Here is an 18,043-nt window from a genome sequence, read left to right as displayed (position 1 = left end):
AAAACTGCTCCTTGTGGGTTAATTTCCTCAGGCTGATTCGCGAATAATCAGCCGGTGTTCCAGCTCGTAATGGGTCACCGGCCCATTGTTTAACAGAAGCTCAACCGCAATCTCACCCTTTTTCACCGCGTCCTGGGCGATGGTGGTCAGCGCCGGGCCGCCTGATTCCACGGCAAGATCGTCAAAGCCGGTGATCGCCACCTGCTGCGGCACGGCGATGTTGCGCCGCTGGCAGTGCTGCATGGCCCCCATAGCAAAGCGATCCGACAGGCAAATCAGCGCGGTAATTTCCGGGTGCGCTGCCAGCAAGGCGTGTGCTGCTTCCGCGCCGTGTTCTTCGTCGTGGCGGGTTTCATACAGCCAGCACTGTTCCGGCGCAATCTGATGGGCGAGGAGGGTGTCGCGACAGGCGTTGACGCGCGTGACCATCAGGGCATTATCCCCGGTCACTGGCGCGCTGAGATCGCGCATACCGAGGGAACCGGTGCTGGCGGGGAAGGCGATGATCCCGACGTGCTGATGGCCTTTGCCGAGCAGATAGCGGGTCATGTCCTGCATCGCCCGGGCGTTATCAATTGAGACGCTGCTGTACTGGGGAAGGCGAAAATCCAGCGTGACCACCGGCAGCCGCCGCGCCAGCGTCTGCAAAATAATGGCGTCGTTATTGTGCGTGGCGTTCAGGATATAGCCGTCCACCAGGGTGGTGAGCGGCGCGATGCCCGCGTGCTGGCGCTGTTGCAGCGGGATCAGCACCAGATTGATGTGCTGTTTTTCGCACCGGGTGGCGATGCCGCGCATCAGGTTGATGTCGTGCGGATCGATAAACACGTAGCTCATGGAGTCGTTAAAGATCACGCCGATGGTATCGGATTTGCCGGTGCGCAATGCCCGCGCGAGGGTGTCCGGCCCTTTGAAGCCCACTTCGTCGGCATAACGCAAAATGCGCTCGCGCAACCGGGCAGAAAGCTTCTCAGGGTTGTTCCAGGCGTTCGATACCGTGGTATGCGAGATCCCGAGCGTTTGCGCAAGGGATTTGGTGGTAATTTTCTTGTTATTTTTCATCTCATTAACTTAGTTTTTACACACAGAGTGGGCGCGATCACGGTTGCTAAGTTTAACGTTAAACAAAAAGCAAAATGTGAAGTGTTTAACGTTAAACATAAAAATCAGGTGCTAGTTTACGCCTCGCTCACATGAGCAGGACAGTCCCAGGGACACCTCTTAACAAGAGTCAGGGAGAGTTATCGTGAACCTTACAACAGTAGCGAAATGGACGGCGTCGGCGCTTCTCAGTATCTGTATTGTCGGCTGCGACGGGGAAGAGAAACCAACGGCGAGCAGCGGGGCGAAAACCCCGATCAAAATGTGGGTCACCCCCACGGTCAATGAAGAAGCGTTCTGGAATGAAATGGTAAAGGAGTGGAACAAGGACCCTTCCCATACCCCCGTTGAATTCACCGCGATCCCGGTCGCGGGCAGCTCAGAAGAAGCGATCATGAACGCGCTGGCGTCGGGAACGGAACCTGATATCTCCAGCAATATCTTTATCGGTTTCGCCAGCCAGCTGGCGGAGATCGACCAGATTGAAGATCTCTCCGCCATGCCCGGTTTTGCTGACGTGGTGAAAAACCGCCATATGGACGCCATCATGCCCGCCTGGACGTTAAAGGGTAAGCAGCACGTCCTGCCGCTGTACGTGAACCCGATTGTCTGGTGGTGGCGCGGCGACCTGCTGCAACAATATGGTTTTGACCAGGTGCCGACCACCTATGACGACATTTATACCCTTGCACAGCGCCGCGCCGCCGATAACAACGGCTACGTGATGCAGCTTACGGCGGGCAAAAACTGGTGGGAGCGCTGGTTTGATCTGATCCCGCTGTTTTACGCGCAAAGCGGCGGCCAGGCTTATATCGCCGATAACAAAGCCCAGTTTAATAACGACGCGGGCAACGCAGTGCTGAGCTTTATGGGCAAAGTGTTCAGCAATAAGTGGAGCAGCTACGATTTCACGGCGGCAGACGATCCGCTGGCAACCGGGCAGGTGCTGGGTTCCGCACGCGGACCGTGGGATATCGCCCGCTATCGCACCGAATCGCCGGAATTGCTGCAAAAAATCAAAATCGGCCCGATGCTCACCGAAAAAGGCACCGCGCACCCGCACACCTTTGGCGACAGTAAAGGCGTGGTGATGTTCCGCACCAGTAAACACAAGGCGGAAGCCTGGGCCTTCATTCAGTGGGTTTACAGCAAAGCGGAGCACGACCTGACCTGGCTGACCTTAACCGGAATGCCGCCTGCACGTTCCGATCTGCTGACCAACCCGCTGTTTGTGGATTACTTCAGTAAAAATCCGCTGGAAAAAGAGATCGCCTCGTATGTGGATGTCGCCCTGCCGCCGGTCGCCACCACGCAGACCACGGAGATCCAGCGCAGCATGACGCAGATGCTGGAGCAGGTGATCTTCAAACAGGACGATCCGGCGAAAGCGCTCGACCAGTCCGCACAAGAGATCAACGGCCTGCTGCAAAAGTAAGAGGGATCTATGGCCGGATATGATTCACGCACCGGAGGCCTTCTGGCCTCCTCATGGATAGGCTATTCGCTGCTGTTCTGGTTTTATCCGCTGGGCTGGCTGGTGGTATTAAGCGTCACCCAGTGGCAGTTTATTGGCTCGCCGTCGTTTAGCGGCCTGCAAAATATGATTAACGTCATAAACGATAAGCTGTTCTGGACATCGATGCTCAACGTCGCGCGATTCCTGCTCTATTATTTGCCAATTGTCTTTATCGCCTCGCTGTTATTTGCCGCCGGGCTTAAGCGAATTAAATACGGCAAAACGTTTATTGCCCTGAGTTTTTTACTCGCCAATATTTCCTCCGGCGTGGCCTATTCCATCGTCTTTTCAAAGCTGTTCAGTGAATATGGCCCGGTGAATCTGTTCCTGAAAGAGACGTTTGGCGTGTCGGTGCCGTGGTTTACCGATCCCGACTGCGCCATGCTCTCTATCGCCTTGATTGTGACGTGGAAATTTGTCGGCTATTACGGATTGATTCTTTATTCCGGGATGCAGGCGATCCCCAATGATATTTACAGCGCGGCGCTGCTGGATAAAACCGGGCGCTTTAAACAGAGCTACGCCATTACCCTGCCGATGATGAATGCGCAAATTGTTATGGTGATGGTGCTGGCGATCACCGTTGCATTCAGTATTTTCACTGAGCCGTATCTGATTACCGGCGGCGGCCCGCTCGACAGTACCACCAGCCCGATGGTGGTGATGTATGAGATGGCGTTCCAGAAAATGAAGCCCACGCAGGCGGCGGCCATGTCGATTATTGTGGCGGCGTGCAGTTTTATGGTGATTTGGCTTTTCCGCAAACTGTTCGAAAAAAATATAGAGATTGTCTGAATGAAAAAACACACTCCCCTGAGTCTGCTTATTCATGCGGCGATGTTTTTACTGGCGCTGACCTGGCTGTATCCGTTTATCTGGATGGTCATCGCCTCGCTGAAACCCACGGCGCAGATTTACACCACCGATCTCTTTTCCGGCGATTTTTCGTGGGCCAATTATCAGTTTCTGTTTGATAACAGCAACCGCGCCGATAAGCCGTTTTTACGCACCCTGTTTAACTCGCTGTTCGTTTCCCTGACCATCACCGCCTGCGTCACCGTGACCTCGATGCTGGTGGGGTATGCGGTGGCGAAAACCGATTTTCGCGGCAAAAACGGCTTTAAAAACCTGCTGATTGTGCAGATGGTGTTCCCGGCCTTTATGTTCATCATTCCGCAGTTTGTGCTGATGCGCGAACTGGGGCTGATTAACAGCTACAGCGCAATGATCCTGCCGTATGCGATGAGCGCATGGGGGATTTTTATGGTCTCGCAGAGCTTCAAAGGCACGCCGAATGATTACCTCTACGCCGCCCGTCTCGATCACGCCAGCCTGTGGGGAATTCTGCGTCATGTGATGATGCCGCTGAATAAAGCGATCCTGGCGATTGTCGCGCTGTTCACCTTTTCCAGCGCCTGGGACAACTTCCTCTGGCCGCTGATTGTGATGCGCGACGCCGCAAAAATGCCGTTCTCGGTGCTGCTCGCCACCTTCAGTAAATCCTACGGGATCTATCTTGGCCCGGTGCTGGCGGGCGCAGTGGTGCAGATGCTGCCGGTGCTGGTGCTGTTTATGCTGTTCAGGAAATATTTCCTGCAGGGCATGTCGTTATCGCTGAAATAAGGAGATTGATGTGAAACCGATTCCCTGGTGGCAGGAGAGCGTCTGCTATCAAATTTATCTGCCATCGTTTTGCGATGGCAACGGCGACGGGCGCGGGGATTTCCCTGGGCTGTTGACCAGACTCGATCACCTGGCGGCGCTGGGCGTGGGCGCGGTGTGGATCACACCGTTCTACCCGTCGCCGCTGGTGGATAACGGCTATGACATCAGCAACTACTGCGCCGTTGATCCGCGCTTTGGCGATATGGGCGACTTCCGCCGCGTGGTGGCGGGCTGCCATGCGCGCGGCATCCGGGTGATTATCGATCTGGTGGTCAATCACGTCTCGTCGGAACATCCGTGGTTTCAGGACGCGTGGAATAACCCCGCCAGCCCGTACCGCGACTACTTTATCTTTTCCCGCCAGCCGAATAACTGGCAGTCGTTTTTCTCAGGCCCAGCCTGGACGCCGGAGCCGGATACCGGCGAGTTTTACTACCATAAATTCGCCCCGCAGCAGGTGGATCTGAACTGGGCGAATCCGCAGGTGGAGCGGGAAATTCACCGGGTGATCGACTTCTGGATCGCCCAGGGCGTGGACGGCTTTCGCTTTGACGTCATTAACTTCCTCACCACCGACGGCGTGCTGGCGGACAACCCGATGGAAAACGGCGAGCAGCGCCACGCGCACGACGTCAATCAGCCAGGGATCATCCGGGCGTTACAACGGCTGTGCCGCTATGTGCGCCAGCGCGGGGAGTTTTTCCTGATTGGGGAGATCGGCAGCGACGATCTGGAGGTGATCCGCCGCTACCAGGGAGCGGATCTGATGGACGTGGTGTTCAACTTCAACCTCGGCAGCCAGAAAACTTTCGACGCCTCGCGCCTGTTTGCTGAACTGACGGCAATGCGCGAGCGGCAGCCCGGCCCGCCGACGCTGTTTTTCTCAAGCCACGATATGCCCCGGATGATCAGTCGCTTCGGTGAGAGTGCGCGCGATGTGGATCGCGCCCGGGCGGTGCTGGCGCTGCAACTCACCGCGCACGGCGTGCCGTTTATCTTCCAGGGCGAAGAGTTCGGCATGACCGATTTTGTCGCGCAGAGCCTTGAGCAGATCGTCGATGTGCAGGGCCGCACCCATTACCAGACCGCGCTTGAGGCGGGCATGACCGCAGAACAGGCGCTGGCGGTGGCGCTGGAACACTCCCGCGATGCGTCCCGCGCGCCGCTCGCCTGGGAGGAGGGCGATGCGTCATTGCGGGATGATTACCGGCAACTGATTGCCCTGCGTAATGACACCCCGGCGCTGCGTCACGGGCACTACACCACGCTTGAATTGACCGACGCCTGCCTCTGGTTTAGCCGCGCCACGCCGGATGAGCAGGTGTGGGTGGCAATTAACTTTGGCGCGCCCGTTCGCAACCCGTGGCAGCACATCGAAGGTGAGATGCTGTACGGCGAAGACGCGCTGTGGATCGGTAAAAATCAGTTTTTCATTAAAAGGAGTTGTCATGGAAAGGCACAGTAAAAACCCGCTGATTGTTCCGGCTGATGTGGTTCCTTCACAGCCGAACTTTAAGGTGGAGTGCGTGTTCAACACCGGCGTCACGGAGCATAACGGCGAGATCGTGCTGCTGCTGCGCGTGGCGGAGAGCGTGATCAACGCCGATCCGCAGCAGATCGTGGTGCCGCTGCTGGCGAAAGGCTCGCAGGGATGGACGGTGACGACGCGAACGTTCGATCGCAGCGACGAGCGTTATGACTTCAGCGATCCGCGCGTCATCGTGTTAAAAAGCGATCCGGCGCAGGTCTGGCTGACCTCGATGTCGCACCTGCGGCTGGCGCGAAGCGCTGACGGGGTGAATTACCGCATCGATCGCCAGCCGTTTATCGTCGCTGACACGCAGTATGAAGAGTTTGGCTGCGAGGACGCGCGCATTACGCGGATCGACGATCTCTGGTACATCAATTATTCGGCGGTTTCCTCGCTCGGTATTTCCACGGCGCTCGCCACGACGCGTGATTTTGTGACGGTGGAGAAAAAGGGGCTGATCCTCTGCCCGGATAACCGCGACGTCTGTTTCTTCCCGGAGAAAGTGGGCGGCAAATACCAGGCGCTGACGCGTCCGGCTCCGTGCCACTTCGGTCATCCGGAAATCTGGATCTGCGAGTCGCCGGACATGCTGCACTGGGGCAACCATCGTCATTTGTTAGGGCGTTCTGGCGACGCGTGGGACTGCCGCAAATCGGGTGGCGGCGCACCGGTGCTGAAAACCGATCGCGGCTGGCTGGAGATTTATCACGGTGTGGATGCGGATCAGCGCTACTGCCTGGGCGCGCTGCTGCTGGATCTGAACGACCCGACGGTGATTCTGGCGAAATCCCCGGTGCCGCTGCTGGAGCCGGTCGCACCGTATGAACGCGAAGGGTTTTTCGGCAACGTGGTGTTTACCTGCGGGGCGCTGATCCGCGAGGAGACGCTGCACGTGTGGTACGGCGCAGCGGATGAGAAGGTGGCGCTGGCAACAATGCCGCTGGCGCAGGTGTGGGAGCATTTGGGAGTCGCGTAACGCCTTTCACCCTCACCCTAACCCTCTCCCTCAGGGAGAGGGGACCGTCCGAGCGCGGACTTGCCTTCCTCCCTCTCCTTTGGGACCGCCCGAGCGCGGACTTGCCTTCCTCCCTCTTCCTTGGGACAGCCCGGGCGCGGACTTGCCTCTCTCCCTCTCCCTTGGGACCGTCCGAGCGCGGACTTGCCTTTCACCCTCTCCCTGAGGGAGAGGGCCGGGGTGAGGGTGTCGTTTTCTCCCTTGCCCTCACACCTCTTCCACATCCACCCGTAGCGCTGCCAGCGCGACGCCTGCCGCTTTCAGCACCTGCTCACACTGCTCAATACTCAGCGTCAGCGGGGGTTCAATGCGGATCGTCTTCGAGTTGTTCAGCGTTCCGGCGACCAGCACGTGCTGGCGGAACATCTCGCTGGCAAAGCTGTAGCCGATCTCGTTATCCACAAACTCAATCGCCATCAGCATCCCTTTGCCGCGTACGTCCTGCACCAGATCCGGGTACTGACGCGCCAGCAGACGGAAACCATCGAGCAGCATGTCGCCTTTCTGTTCCGCCTGAGCGGGCAGATTCTCTTCCAGCAGCACGTTAATGGTCGCCAGCGCCGCAGCGCAGGCCAGCGGGTTGCCGCCGAACGTCGTGGTGTGCAGGAACGGGTTGTCGAACAGCACCGAGAAGACCTCCGGAGTGGCGATGGTCGCGCCAATCGGCATCACGCCGCCGCCGAGTGCTTTGGCGAGGCAGAGAATGTCCGGCTGGACGTTTTCATGCTCGCAGGCAAACATCTTGCCCGTGCGCCCCATCCCGGTCTGGACTTCATCGAAGATCAACAGCGCGCCAAACTCATCGCACAACTGACGCACCGCAGGCAGATAACCCGCAGGCGGCAGAATCACGCCCCCTTCGCCCTGAATCGGCTCAAGGATCACCGCAGCCACGTCGTCGCCGGTTTTATGGCATTCGGACAGCATCGTGCGCATGGCGTTGATATCGCCAAACGGCACATGACGGAAGCCCGGCAGCAGTGGCATAAAGGGTTTGCGGAAGGTGGATTTCGCCGTGGCCGAGAGCGCGCCGAGCGACTTGCCGTGGAATGCCCCGCTGGTCGCCACAAAGGTGAATTTGCCGCGCGGTGACTGGTACGCTTTGGCGAGTTTTAACGCCGCCTCGACCGATTCCGTTCCACTGTTGCTAAAGAAGCTGTATTTCAGTTTGCCAGGTGCGAGTGCAGCCAGCGTTTTCGCCAGCATCGCCCGTAACGGGTCGAGAAGTTCCTGGCTGTGAAGAGGTTGTTTGGCGAGCTGATGTTGTACGGCGGAAACCACTACTGGATTACGGTGCCCCACATTGAAAATCCCAAAACCACCCAGGCAATCTAAAAACTCCTGTCCCTGAGTGTCGACAAGCGTATTCAAACTTCCCGCCTGCCATTCTACGGCTCCGTAATCCCCGCCAGCGGTAACAGATTTTCGGTACTCTAAAAATCCAGGGTTCACATGTTCTTTAAAGTATTCAATCACCTCTCGGTTTAGCTGTTTCATCTCCTCATGATCAAGCGTGGTCTTTTCAATGAGATTCAGTGCGTGTGCGCTACAGGCAAGAGCCGATGCGCTGGAAGGTAACCTGTTCAAAATATGCTCCTGGGAGTGGCGTATCACGCGATACACGAAATAAGTATTGCAGGGAATACGCCACATCGAAGCCGATCGCGAAAATCAGGATAAACACCAGGTGGAATCCCATTTGTGCAAAATTTAATCGTCCCGCTCTCGCTGCGCCGCCTCTGGGCTGCAGATCAGCAGGAGAGAAGAGCGGGCAGGCGCGCCATGATGGTGCAGTTTTTGCCCGATTTTGAGGCGCATTCGATAACAAAGTGAGTGGTTACACAGAGGAACTATTAGAAATCAATGAATTACGAACATACGAAAAGTGCGGTTTTATGCCAAATTGCGATCTGAATCAAATTTAACAACTAAAGATAAATTAATTAGCGCCGAAATAACAATCACCGCAATTTTTAACAACTAAATAACTCTGCAAGGGACGCGATATGCCTGCACATTCCTGGGTCAGCCAGAACGAGTATTCACTCGATGATGACACCACCCTGATGTCCACCACCGATCTCAACAGTTACATCACCCATGCCAATGACACCTTTGTGCAGGTGAGCGGCTATACGCTGGATGAACTGATCGGCCAGCCGCACAATCTGGTGCGCCACCCGGATATGCCAAAAGCGGCGTTTGCGGACATGTGGGCGACGCTGAAAAAGGGCGAACCGTGGAGCGGCATCGTTAAAAACCGCCGTAAAAATGGCGATCACTACTGGGTGCGCGCTAACGCGGTGCCGATGGTGCGCGATGGTAAAGTGGAAGGCTATATGTCGATCCGCACCCGAGCGACGGCAGAAGAGATTGCTGCCGTCACGCCACTCTATAACGCCCTCAATGAAGGACGAGCGAAGCGACGTATTGCCAGCGGTCTGGTGGTGCGCAAAGGCTGGCCTGGACGTTTACCGGCGATGCCGCTGCGCTGGCGGATGCGCGGCGTGATGGCGCTGCTGTGGGCGCTTCTCGCTGCCAGCTTCGCGGTGATGCATGCGGGCTGGGCAGTGCAGGCCGTCAGCGCCGTGATGATGTTTATCGGCGCGGTGTGTCTGGAGAATCAGATTGTGCGCCCGGCTGAAAATCTGGCGCGGCAGGCGCTGAAAGTGGCCACCGGCGAGCAAACTACGGTTGAGCATCTCAATCGCAGCGATGAACTGGGGCTGGCTTTGCGTGCCGTCGGGCAGCTTGGGCTGATGTGCCGCTGGCTGATAAATGATGTCGCAAGCCAGGCCACGCGCGTGCGCATGGGCAGCGAAACCCTGGCGAAAGGCAATGACGATCTCAACGAACGCACCCGTCAGACGGTGGTGAATGTGCAGCAGACCGTTGCGACGATGAGCCAGATGGCCGCGTCGGTACAGAATAACTCTGCGACGGCGGCCGCGGCGGATAAGCTCTCTATTGAAGCCAGCGGCGCGGCAGCGCACGGCGGCAGGGCGATGGAAACGGTGGTTAAAACCATGGATGAGATCGCCAGCAGCACGCAGCGCATCGGTTCGATCACCACGCTGATTAATGACATCGCGTTCCAGACCAATATTCTGGCGCTCAATGCGGCGGTGGAAGCGGCGCGGGCGGGCGAGCAGGGCAAAGGTTTTGCGGTGGTGGCCGGTGAAGTGCGTCATCTCGCCAGCCGCAGCGCCAACGCCGCCAATGATATCCGCAAACTGATCGATGCCAGCGCCAGTAAAGTGCAGTCGGGATCGGAGCAGGTTCACGCCGCCGGGCAGACGATGGATGACATTGTGATGCAGGTGCAGAACGTGACGCAGCTTATCGCGCAAATCAGCAACTCCACGTCTGAACAGGCGGTAGGGCTGGCGGATCTGACGCGGGCAGTGGCGGAACTGGATACCATTACGCAAAAAAATGCCGGGCTGGTGGAAGAGAGTGCGCAGGTGTCAGCGATGGTCAGACAGCGCGCCAGCCGCCTGGAAGATGCGGTGACTATTCTGCATTGATGATGCGTTGTTAACGACGTACCCCTGACATCAACCGCTTTTCCGTTTTCGGGAAGGCGGTTTTTTTATGCCTGCGTTCAGCGTAACGGCAATAAATGTAATTTATACTTTTAATAATTGTTAAATTTATATTAATTACGATCATATTTTGATCAAAATATAATTTTATCACGCGGGAAATTTACGCAATTCATTAATCATTTTTTGGCGAAAATAATCACTCGCTAAAATTATTGCACTGCTGATATAACGATCAATTCACTCAAATTAATAGTTTAAGGCTATTGAATGCCAGAGTGAGTAAATAAAAAAACGATCAAACTCATAAAGTTAGCGAAGCGGTTACCGATAACGTCTCTGGTAAAGCTTCATTTCCAGTTCGGCGTTGCCTCATTCTCTTCGCTTTAGCTCGCCGTAATTGTTTCGTCAGTAAATAAACATAGACATGGAGAAAATATGTTCTTACGCGATGTTAAAATCGGCACAAAATTATTTCTGGCGTTCGGAATTTTTATTGTGTTGATGGTGGTAAGTTCCGGTTTGTCGCTGGTGAGTATGAATCGCGCGAATAACGGTATGCAGGGCATCGTCAACCGGGATTATCCGACCACCGTTAAAGCTAACCAGTTGATTGATAAGTTTCAGGATTTTATTAGCACCCAGCAACTGATGCTGTTAGACAGCGAAGGGAGATGGCGTGATGATTCGCAAAAACATATGACGGAAATCAGCGGGCAAATTACCGTCATTCTCGACGATCTCTCGAACACCCTTCACGACAGCACCTCGCAAAAAATCCTCGCCGATATCCGCCAGGTCCGCCAGCAGTATCTTGAGTCCCGTTTTCGCATTCTCGAAGCCGTCAAAAATAACGATTCCCGCGCGGCGATTGAAGAGATGATGACCACTACGCTGCCGATCCAGAAAGCCTATAAAACCAAAGTGCAGGAATTAATTGCGATTCAGGATGAACTGATGCGCAGCGCGGGCAGCCAGGTTGAGCAAGATTTTAATACCAACCGGCTGCTGTTGATCCTGCTTGCGCTCATCAGCATTGGCGTGGGGAGTACGATGGGCTGGCTGATTGTGCGGGCGATCACCCGACCACTGGTGCAGGCGGTGGATTTTGCACAGACCATTGCCGCAGGTGATTTGACGCACAGCATTGAGGTGAAGCACCGCGATGAAACGGGCGTTCTGCTGAGCGCGCTGATGTCGATGAAATCCCGCCTGTTCGAGATCGTGCAGGAAGTGCAAAACGGCTCGGAAAATATCTCCAGCGCCGCCGCGCAGATTGTGGCGGGTAACCAGGATTTAGCCGCGCGCACCGAAGAGCAGGCCAGTTCGGTTGAGCAAACCGCCGCCTCGATGGAGCAGATCACCGCGACGGTAAAAAATACCAGCGAGCACACTACCGAGGCCACGCAACTGTCGGCAGATGCAGCGACGGTGGTGAAAAACAACGGCCAGATGATGAAGCAGGTGACCGAGAAAATGCGCGTCATCAACGAAACGTCTGACCGCATGTCGGACATCATCAATCTGATCGACTCTATCGCTTTCCAGACTAATATTCTGGCGCTCAATGCCGCCGTGGAAGCGGCGCGGGCGGGTGAACATGGCCGTGGTTTTGCGGTGGTTGCAGGGGAAGTGCGTCAACTGGCGCAGAAAACCGCCTCGTCAGCCGGGGAGATCCGTCATCTGATTGAGAGTTCCACCTCGCAGGCGCGGGAAGGGATGGCGCTGGTTGAGAAAGCGGGCGGCCTGATTACCGGCATGGTCAGCAACGTGGAGGAGATGGACACCATTCTGCGCCAGATTGGTCACGCCAGCCGCGAGCAGACGGAAGGCATTTCGCAGATCAACAGCGCGATTGGCCTGATTGACTCCACCACCCAGCAGAACGCCAGTCTGGTGGAGGAGTCGGTGGCGGCAGCGGCATCGCTGAGCGATCAGGCTCAGCATCTGAAAGAGCTGGTGCAGGTCTTCCGCGTGCGCCGCGAGGCCACGGCTTAATCCATCTGTGAGATTTCCAGTGCCGCGCGGTCGATCACGCCAATGATCTGTTTAAGCTGCGCGGCGCTGATATCTTCCTGATTGACCTTCAAATCCAGCACCGCTTTGAAATTAGCCAGCGCCCGTTTCATCTGCGGGTTTTTCCGCAACTGGTAACCCACGCTGCGCGCTTTTACCTTCTCATGAATGTGCGCCAGGCTCTCCTGATGCTCCGCCAGCCACGCGGTGCCGACGGCGGTGATGCTGATTTTTTTGCGCCCGTTCTCTTCTTCATCAATGCTGATGAATCCCTGTTCCTGTAAAAAATCGAGCGTCGGGTAAATCACGCCCGGACTGGGGGTGTAGTTGCCCTGAGTCAGGTTTTCGATGGCTTTGATGAGCTCATAACCGTGGCTGGCGTTCTGGCTCAGGATATCCAGGATCACAATTCGCAATTCACCGTGGCCGAAGAAACGCTGGCGACGACCGCCGCGCCCGTGGTGATCGTGTTCGTGATGGCTGTGGTCATGGTCATGACCGTGTTCATGATGTGAATGTCGCATACTGTACCTCGCTAATTTGATATATCTAATTTATATCTAAAATTAACTTTATGGCAATGCGCTACATGAAAATTAAATCATCTATTTGATTTTAAAATAATTATATTTTATGGCGCGACTGCATTTTTCTATATCAAAAAAAGATCTTGATTTCCGGGTTGTTAGCAATCATTATCATTTAAAAATAATTTAGATATATCGTAATCAACTTCACGAAGGTTAAACATGACCCACACAACCTCACGTTACCCGCAGCGGGTGCGCAATGAACTGCGTTTTCGCGAACTGACCGTTTTGCGCACTGAGCGCATCAGCGCCGGGTTTCAGCGCATCGTATTAGGCGGTGACGCGCTGGCGGGCTTTAGCTCAAAAGGCTTCGACGATCACAGCAAAATCTTTTTCCCCAAAGCAGGCGAGACATTTGTGCCGCCCACGGTCACCGACGAGGGTATCGTCTGGGGCGACGGCGTCCGTCCGGCTTCACGCGATTACACACCGCTGTTTGACAACGCGCGTAACGAGCTGGCGCTGGATTTCTTTATTCATGACGGCGGCGTGGCGAGCAACTGGGCGATGCAGGTCCGCGCTGGCGATACGCTGACCATCGGCGGTCCACGCGGCTCTTTAGTGGTACCGGAAGATTACGCCTGGCAGCTTTATGTCTGCGACGAGTCCGGGATGCCCGCCCTGCGCCGCCGCCTGGAAGGTCTGCGTCAGCTTGCCCGTCGCCCGGAAGTAACCGCGCTGGTCACCATCAGCGACGAGGCTTACAAGGATTATCTGGCGCATCTGGACGAATTTAATATTGAATGGATTGTCGGGCACAGCGAAGAGGTGCTGGCGCAGCGCCTGGCTCAGGTCAAGGTGCCCGCGGAAGATTACTTTATCTGGCTGACCGGGGAAGGGAAGGTGGTGAAAAACCTCAGCGCGCAGTTCGAAACCGACGCCATCGATCCGCAGCTTGTGCGTGCCAGCGCGTACTGGCACGCCAAATAATCAGGCTACCGCGTCGAGTTGCGCGTCGCTCACCTGACGTTCGAGGGCGGTGCGCACTTCGTTCAGCGCTTTTTCCTGCTGCGTGAACCAGGCGTCCATATTGACCTGCGAAGAAACCAGCAGCCAGGACTCTTCTCTTTCAAGCTCGGCTAACTCGCTGACCAGCGTGTCGATTTGCTCGCGTACCTGAACCATCTTTTTACGGATGCGTTCCAGATCGTTCAGTCTGTCGCTGGCCATTACCGGTTCAAAGCCCTGATGCAGCCGGGCGACCAACGAGCGGATCGCTTTCACGTCGCCGCGGTGCTTCGCCTGATTAAGCTGCACCATCATGGCGTTGGCTTCTTCTTTCATCTCGTCGGCGACCAAATCCGGGTGGCACAGCTTGCTGGCCTGACGCCACAGGCGTTTCAGTTCCGCCTGGTCATCTTCCGATAGCTGTTTGCCCTTGCGCAAACGTATCTCGGCATCATGCTGCTGTTCGCGGTATTTCTCGTACTCGTCGTTGGCTTCATCCCGCGCCTGGCGTGCCGGTTCTTCTTCCCGCGTCAGGCCGTTTTCAAGCTCCTGCGCTTCCGCGAGCAGATTGGCGATCAGATCGCTTTGCTGCTGAACGTGTTTGCGCGCCTGCGCCGATTCGATAGCGTCAGCGGGCAGATCGCGCCAGCGCTGGGTGAGGGTAGTCAGCACCTCCACCGCCTGCGCCATATATTGCTGGCAGCGGCGATAATCCTCTTCCCGGCGACGTGACTCCGCAAGCTGACGGCGCAGATTCAGCTCCGCGAGGCTTTTGCGTAGCTCAAGGATATGGGTCATCAGCGGGCCAAGGCGGGTGAGATAAAGATCGTTGAATTCGTCTAATTGCTGCACGCGGGCGTTGCGACGGTCGATCAGATCGCGCAGGCGTTCTTCCAGCGCTTTTAGCTCAAGTTTGCTGGCGGCCACCTGCGGATCGCGCCACTGGGTTACCGCCCGCTGGCTTTGTAGCCAGGCCGCAATCGCCGCCATTGCAGTGGTATAGTTTTTTTCCTCAAGCGCCGCGACGATCGCCAGCAATTCATCATTAAACGCTTCGCTTTTTAAGCGTAAAAGCTGGCTTTGAATAATGTCGTCATCTTCAAGTTCAATGGCATTTTTGATGATTTCCAGGCGTTTGATCGGTGTGCTCATGATGCCTTTCGCTTTAGCGCTTAAGTATTTGAGTTAAGGGTAGTTGTCAGCAGAGCTACCTGAAATAATACACACGTCTTATGAATGGTGCGAGGGGGATTAGGCAGGCTTTGCTCGCTCTGTGCAGGAATGAAGGTTTTATTGCAGTTAAAGTCACAAACCCACCGCAGTGGGTTTGTTTGCCAGCCTTAAGCCTTAGGAATAATGAGCACCTGACCAGGGTAAATCTTATCCGGGTGACTCAGCATCGGTTTGTTCGCTTCAAATATCTGGTTGTATTTATTGGCATCGCCATAAACGTGTTTTGAGATAGTACTCAAGGTGTCGTCAGATTTAACGGTGTAGTAGGTGGCTTCTTCTGCGGTATCGGTCACCGAGACGTTATTTTCCACGCTGCCGATCCCCGCCACGTTCCCGACGGCGACCTGGATTTTTTCTTTTTGCTCCTGCGTCAGACCCTCGCCGCTGACCACGGCTTTTCCGTCTTCCACTTTCACACTGACTTTTTCAGCACCCGGAACGCCCGTTTTTTTCAGGTGTTCTTCAAGTTTGCTGCCCTGATCGCTGTCATGACCTTTCAGGGAGTCCCATAATTTCTCACCAGCGTCTTTCACGAAATCAAATAAGCCCATCGTTTCTCTCCTGTGGATAGATCTCTGTAAGTTTGGCAAAAGGAGAGAGAATTGCCTGGTTTTGTGGGCAAGGTATGGGGAGGAGGCCTGAAACTGGAGAATTGAGAAACAAAAAAAGCCACCGTCAAAGGTAGCTTAGTTTTATGATTTTACTGCTAAAATTTGGTGGCCCCTGCTGGGTTTGAACCAGCGACCAAGCGATTATGAGTCCGAATTATAAATCAATAAAAACAGTAAGTTACATATGTTTCAAACACATAGCGGTTCGTATGCTATCGAATATTGTTAAATAGTGATAAGCCCTGCTGCCATTTTGCTGCCACTTATCAGATTGAGTGGGTTAAGCATAACAGCTTCTGTTAGGTGGTCCGGCGCGAAATGGGCGTAGCGCATTGTGACCTTAATATCTGTGTGACCCAATATGCGTTGTAGTACCAGAATATTGCCGCCACGCATCATGAAGTGGCTAGCAAAAGTATGACGTAACACGTGAGAGAGTTGGCCATCAGGCAGTTCAATTCCAGCGCGTCTTATTGCGCCTCTAAACGCGGAATAGCAACCAGTAAAAAGAGGCGCTGATGTTCGGTTTTTGGGTAGTAAGTTGTAAAGTTCTTCACTAATTGGAACGGCGCGATTCTTTTTGCCTTTTGTTTTGATGAATGTGATTTTGCCGGGGCTTATCTGCTTCCCTGTTAAACTTTCGGCCTCTCCCCATCGCGCGCCGGTCGCAAGGCAGATTTTAACAATGGTTGTTAAATCCTCCGCTTTGCTTCTCCCGCACTCTTCAAGTAAACACGATGCTTCTTCAATTGTGAGCCAAGCAAGCTCAACCTCCGCAATTTTAAACTCTCTGACGTTTTCAAGGGGGTTTGGCGCTGTCCAATCATCCAGTCTTTTCAGTTCATTGAACATGGCCCGAAAATATGCCAACTCAAGATTTACAGTGCGCGGAGTTACAGCCTTCACGCGGTCAGAGCGCGTAATTTTTCCGCTCAAACGCTGCTCACGGTAGGTTGAGAATAATTTTGCGTTAAATTCAGTTGCCAGCGGATCACCCATGGCAAGGCAAGCAAATTCCATCGCGCTCTTACGTTTTTCGCCATCGGCAAGAGTAACGCCGTGCGCATTGTACCAGGCGGTGACTAAATCCCTGACTCGACGTTTATCTACTTTCTCTCCCAACCAGGGTTTATCCTGCGCCTGTTCTTTTGCATGACGTTCGAATGCCAGGGCTTCCCCTTTAGTGGCGAACTGGCGACGAATGCGCCGCCCATCTCTTCCGTTTGGGAATACCTGAGCTTGCCACTTTCCATTAGCCAGTTTATTTACAGCCAATTAATGTCCCTCTATCTGCATTAAACATACTGCTCAATTTTGCTTACCACTTTCCCCAGAGCTTTTACTTCATAGGCTGCACATTCAAAAGATGCCGGGCCATTTTCAATTTTTAATCTGCTGCCTGGTAAGCGATAAATCTGTCGGACGCTGGCGAAGCCATCGATCTCGATAAGCCATACTCCATCGTTAATCTCACCATTAAACTCATCCGCTAGATATAAAGAGGACTCGAATCTAACGAAGAACGGTGCTGTGGTATTTTTTGGCATAAGGCAAGAATCGAAACGCACATGCACAGAGTCAGTGATTAACCCGTTTGTGATTTCTCTTAATCGCAAAGTTAATCCATGATCATCACTTCTTTCTTTTGCAGGCTCGCCCTGTCCAGTAGTAAGCCATAGCATAGATGCGCCAGTATCAAGGTGGCATGCGATTAGCCAGTCATGCGGGAAAGTGTCACGCATCCAACGGTTTGCCATAGTGCTTTGCGATACGCCCAAATGATCACATAAGGCCTGCCGGGTGCTGAATCCATATGCCTGAAGCATACGTGTAATGGCGTCCTTGCCGCCGTGCTGTGATGAGAAATTAAATGCCGAAATCTCGAAGGGGTTTTCTTTATCGTTTGACATATTTATTTTGCGATCCTATCATCGGTTTTGTGGTGTTCGGAATAAGTGCGAATACATCCGAATAGTGAAGTTTTAAACACAAACTGAGGAATAGTGCATCATGAAAAGCAATTTTTCAATGCGCCCAAGTATTAACGTTGTGGTGCCTGAACCCTTCATAACTCTGGATGAGTTCTGCCGTCGTACTGGCTACAAGCTCAGTTATGTACGCAAAATGATCAGCGATGGGCGTCTCCCTATTCGTAAAAAAGACGGTTCAAACAGCCTGGTTGAGGTGAACATGTTCGCCTTAACAATGGAAGCTGCTCAGGGCTGTGAAATCTCAATGCAGGCTTGATAGTTCCATTTTGGGATAAAAAAGG

Annotated in this window: 16 protein-coding genes; 9 read left to right on the top strand and 7 right to left on the bottom strand. The window is 54.4% G+C overall.

Annotation, left to right across the window (positions count from 1 at the left end; genetic code table 11):
• Nucleotides 1-27: 27 nt before the first annotated feature.
• Nucleotides 28-1,062, bottom strand: a complete 1,035-nt coding sequence (locus BM373_RS16395; protein ID WP_090463637.1) for a LacI family DNA-binding transcriptional regulator — start codon at nucleotides 1,060-1,062, stop codon at nucleotides 28-30.
• Between the two features lie 184 nt (nucleotides 1,063-1,246).
• Here BM373_RS16395 and BM373_RS16390 point away from each other — a divergent pair, with 184 nt between their 5' ends.
• Genes BM373_RS16390 through BM373_RS16370 form a run of 5 tightly spaced genes read left to right on the top strand, consistent with a single transcriptional unit; the run spans nucleotide 1,247 to nucleotide 6,789 of the window.
• The gene (locus BM373_RS16390; protein ID WP_090463634.1) at nucleotides 1,247-2,536 is read left to right on the top strand and encodes an ABC transporter substrate-binding protein; all 1,290 of its coding nucleotides are present in this window, start codon (nucleotides 1,247-1,249) and stop codon (nucleotides 2,534-2,536) included.
• 9 nt (nucleotides 2,537-2,545) lie between these two features.
• Entirely contained in the window at nucleotides 2,546-3,412 is an 867-nt protein-coding gene (locus BM373_RS16385) for a carbohydrate ABC transporter permease (protein WP_090463631.1), read from the top strand.
• Nucleotides 3,413-4,240: a carbohydrate ABC transporter permease gene (locus BM373_RS16380; RefSeq protein ID WP_090463628.1), complete on the top strand. Its 828-nt coding sequence runs from the start codon at nucleotides 3,413-3,415 to the stop codon at nucleotides 4,238-4,240.
• Between the two features lie 10 nt (nucleotides 4,241-4,250).
• Nucleotides 4,251-5,747: an alpha-amylase family glycosyl hydrolase gene (locus tag BM373_RS16375; RefSeq protein WP_090463625.1), complete on the top strand. Its 1,497-nt coding sequence runs from the start codon at nucleotides 4,251-4,253 to the stop codon at nucleotides 5,745-5,747.
• Entirely contained in the window at nucleotides 5,731-6,789 is a 1,059-nt protein-coding gene (locus BM373_RS16370) for a glycoside hydrolase family 130 protein (protein WP_090463622.1), read from the top strand. The genes BM373_RS16375 and BM373_RS16370 overlap by 17 nt, the downstream gene beginning before the upstream one ends.
• Nucleotides 6,790-7,035: 246 nt before the next feature.
• Here BM373_RS16370 and ygjG read toward each other — a convergent pair whose 3' ends face one another.
• A complete protein-coding gene (ygjG, locus tag BM373_RS16360) occupies nucleotides 7,036-8,415 on the bottom strand; it encodes a putrescine aminotransferase (protein WP_177220161.1) in 1,380 nt (459 codons plus the stop codon).
• Between the two features lie 419 nt (nucleotides 8,416-8,834).
• Between ygjG and BM373_RS16355 the strand changes: the two genes are divergently transcribed.
• Both BM373_RS16355 and BM373_RS16350 read left to right on the top strand, forming a co-directional pair.
• Complete coding sequence (locus BM373_RS16355; protein WP_090463616.1) at nucleotides 8,835-10,355, top strand: methyl-accepting chemotaxis protein; 1,521 nt, start codon at nucleotides 8,835-8,837, stop codon at nucleotides 10,353-10,355.
• Between the two features lie 456 nt (nucleotides 10,356-10,811).
• Complete coding sequence (locus BM373_RS16350) at nucleotides 10,812-12,371, top strand: methyl-accepting chemotaxis protein (RefSeq protein WP_090463613.1); 1,560 nt, start codon at nucleotides 10,812-10,814, stop codon at nucleotides 12,369-12,371.
• On the opposite strand, the gene BM373_RS16345 is transcribed toward BM373_RS16350, so the two are convergent.
• Entirely contained in the window at nucleotides 12,368-12,913 is a 546-nt protein-coding gene (locus BM373_RS16345) for a PadR family transcriptional regulator (RefSeq protein WP_090463610.1), read from the bottom strand. The two genes, BM373_RS16350 and BM373_RS16345, sit on opposite strands and share 4 nt — an antisense overlap.
• A 225-nt stretch (nucleotides 12,914-13,138) precedes the next feature.
• On the opposite strand from BM373_RS16345, the gene BM373_RS16340 reads away from it, so the two are divergent.
• The gene (locus BM373_RS16340; RefSeq protein ID WP_090463607.1) at nucleotides 13,139-13,909 is read left to right on the top strand and encodes a siderophore-interacting protein; all 771 of its coding nucleotides are present in this window, start codon (nucleotides 13,139-13,141) and stop codon (nucleotides 13,907-13,909) included.
• Here the strand turns inward: BM373_RS16340 and BM373_RS16335 are convergent, their stop codons facing one another.
• The 4 genes from BM373_RS16335 to BM373_RS16320 form a co-directional block, all read right to left on the bottom strand.
• Nucleotides 13,910-15,079 carry a coiled-coil domain-containing protein gene (locus BM373_RS16335; protein WP_090463604.1) on the bottom strand — a complete coding sequence of 390 codons (1,170 nt, stop codon included), beginning with the start codon at nucleotides 15,077-15,079 and terminating at the stop codon, nucleotides 13,910-13,912.
• Nucleotides 15,080-15,267: 188 nt separating this feature from the next.
• The gene (lysM, locus tag BM373_RS16330; RefSeq protein ID WP_090463600.1) at nucleotides 15,268-15,711 is read right to left on the bottom strand and encodes a peptidoglycan-binding protein LysM; all 444 of its coding nucleotides are present in this window, start codon (nucleotides 15,709-15,711) and stop codon (nucleotides 15,268-15,270) included.
• A 285-nt stretch (nucleotides 15,712-15,996) separates the two neighbouring features.
• Nucleotides 15,997-17,046, bottom strand: coding sequence for a phage integrase (locus tag BM373_RS16325; protein WP_090463597.1), 1,050 nt, complete (start codon nucleotides 17,044-17,046; stop codon nucleotides 15,997-15,999).
• Between the two features lie 20 nt (nucleotides 17,047-17,066).
• A complete protein-coding gene (locus tag BM373_RS16320) occupies nucleotides 17,067-17,681 on the bottom strand; it encodes a phage repressor protein CI (RefSeq protein WP_090463594.1) in 615 nt (204 codons plus the stop codon).
• Nucleotides 17,682-17,781: 100 nt separating this feature from the next.
• Between BM373_RS16320 and BM373_RS16315 the strand changes: the two genes are divergently transcribed.
• The gene (locus BM373_RS16315; RefSeq protein ID WP_090463591.1) at nucleotides 17,782-18,018 is read left to right on the top strand and encodes a helix-turn-helix transcriptional regulator; all 237 of its coding nucleotides are present in this window, start codon (nucleotides 17,782-17,784) and stop codon (nucleotides 18,016-18,018) included.
• Nucleotides 18,019-18,043: the final 25 nt, after the last annotated feature.

The organism is Enterobacter sp. kpr-6, from assembly GCF_900116015.1.
GTDB lineage: Bacteria > Pseudomonadota > Gammaproteobacteria > Enterobacterales > Enterobacteriaceae > Enterobacter_D.
This window is presented reverse-complemented; position numbering and strand designations above follow the sequence as displayed.

Excerpts from the sequence above, each read along its gene's own strand:
- BM373_RS16345 (WP_090463610.1), bottom strand. The coding sequence starts at position 12,913 with ATGCGACATTCACATCATGAACACGGTCATGACCATGACCACAGCCAT.
- BM373_RS16380 (WP_090463628.1), top strand. The coding sequence starts at position 3,413 with ATGAAAAAACACACTCCCCTGAGTCTGCTTATTCATGCGGCGATGTTT.
- BM373_RS16340 (WP_090463607.1), top strand. The coding sequence starts at position 13,139 with ATGACCCACACAACCTCACGTTACCCGCAGCGGGTGCGCAATGAACTG.
- BM373_RS16335 (WP_090463604.1), bottom strand. The coding sequence starts at position 15,079 with ATGAGCACACCGATCAAACGCCTGGAAATCATCAAAAATGCCATTGAA.
- BM373_RS16370 (WP_090463622.1), top strand. The coding sequence starts at position 5,731 with ATGGAAAGGCACAGTAAAAACCCGCTGATTGTTCCGGCTGATGTGGTT.
- lysM (WP_090463600.1), bottom strand. The coding sequence starts at position 15,711 with ATGGGCTTATTTGATTTCGTGAAAGACGCTGGTGAGAAATTATGGGAC.
- BM373_RS16320 (WP_090463594.1), bottom strand. The coding sequence starts at position 17,681 with ATGTCAAACGATAAAGAAAACCCCTTCGAGATTTCGGCATTTAATTTC.
- BM373_RS16355 (WP_090463616.1), top strand. The coding sequence starts at position 8,835 with ATGCCTGCACATTCCTGGGTCAGCCAGAACGAGTATTCACTCGATGAT.
- BM373_RS16350 (WP_090463613.1), top strand. The coding sequence starts at position 10,812 with ATGTTCTTACGCGATGTTAAAATCGGCACAAAATTATTTCTGGCGTTC.
- BM373_RS16315 (WP_090463591.1), top strand. The coding sequence starts at position 17,782 with ATGAAAAGCAATTTTTCAATGCGCCCAAGTATTAACGTTGTGGTGCCT.
- BM373_RS16395 (WP_090463637.1), bottom strand. The coding sequence starts at position 1,062 with ATGAAAAATAACAAGAAAATTACCACCAAATCCCTTGCGCAAACGCTC.
- BM373_RS16385 (WP_090463631.1), top strand. The coding sequence starts at position 2,546 with ATGGCCGGATATGATTCACGCACCGGAGGCCTTCTGGCCTCCTCATGG.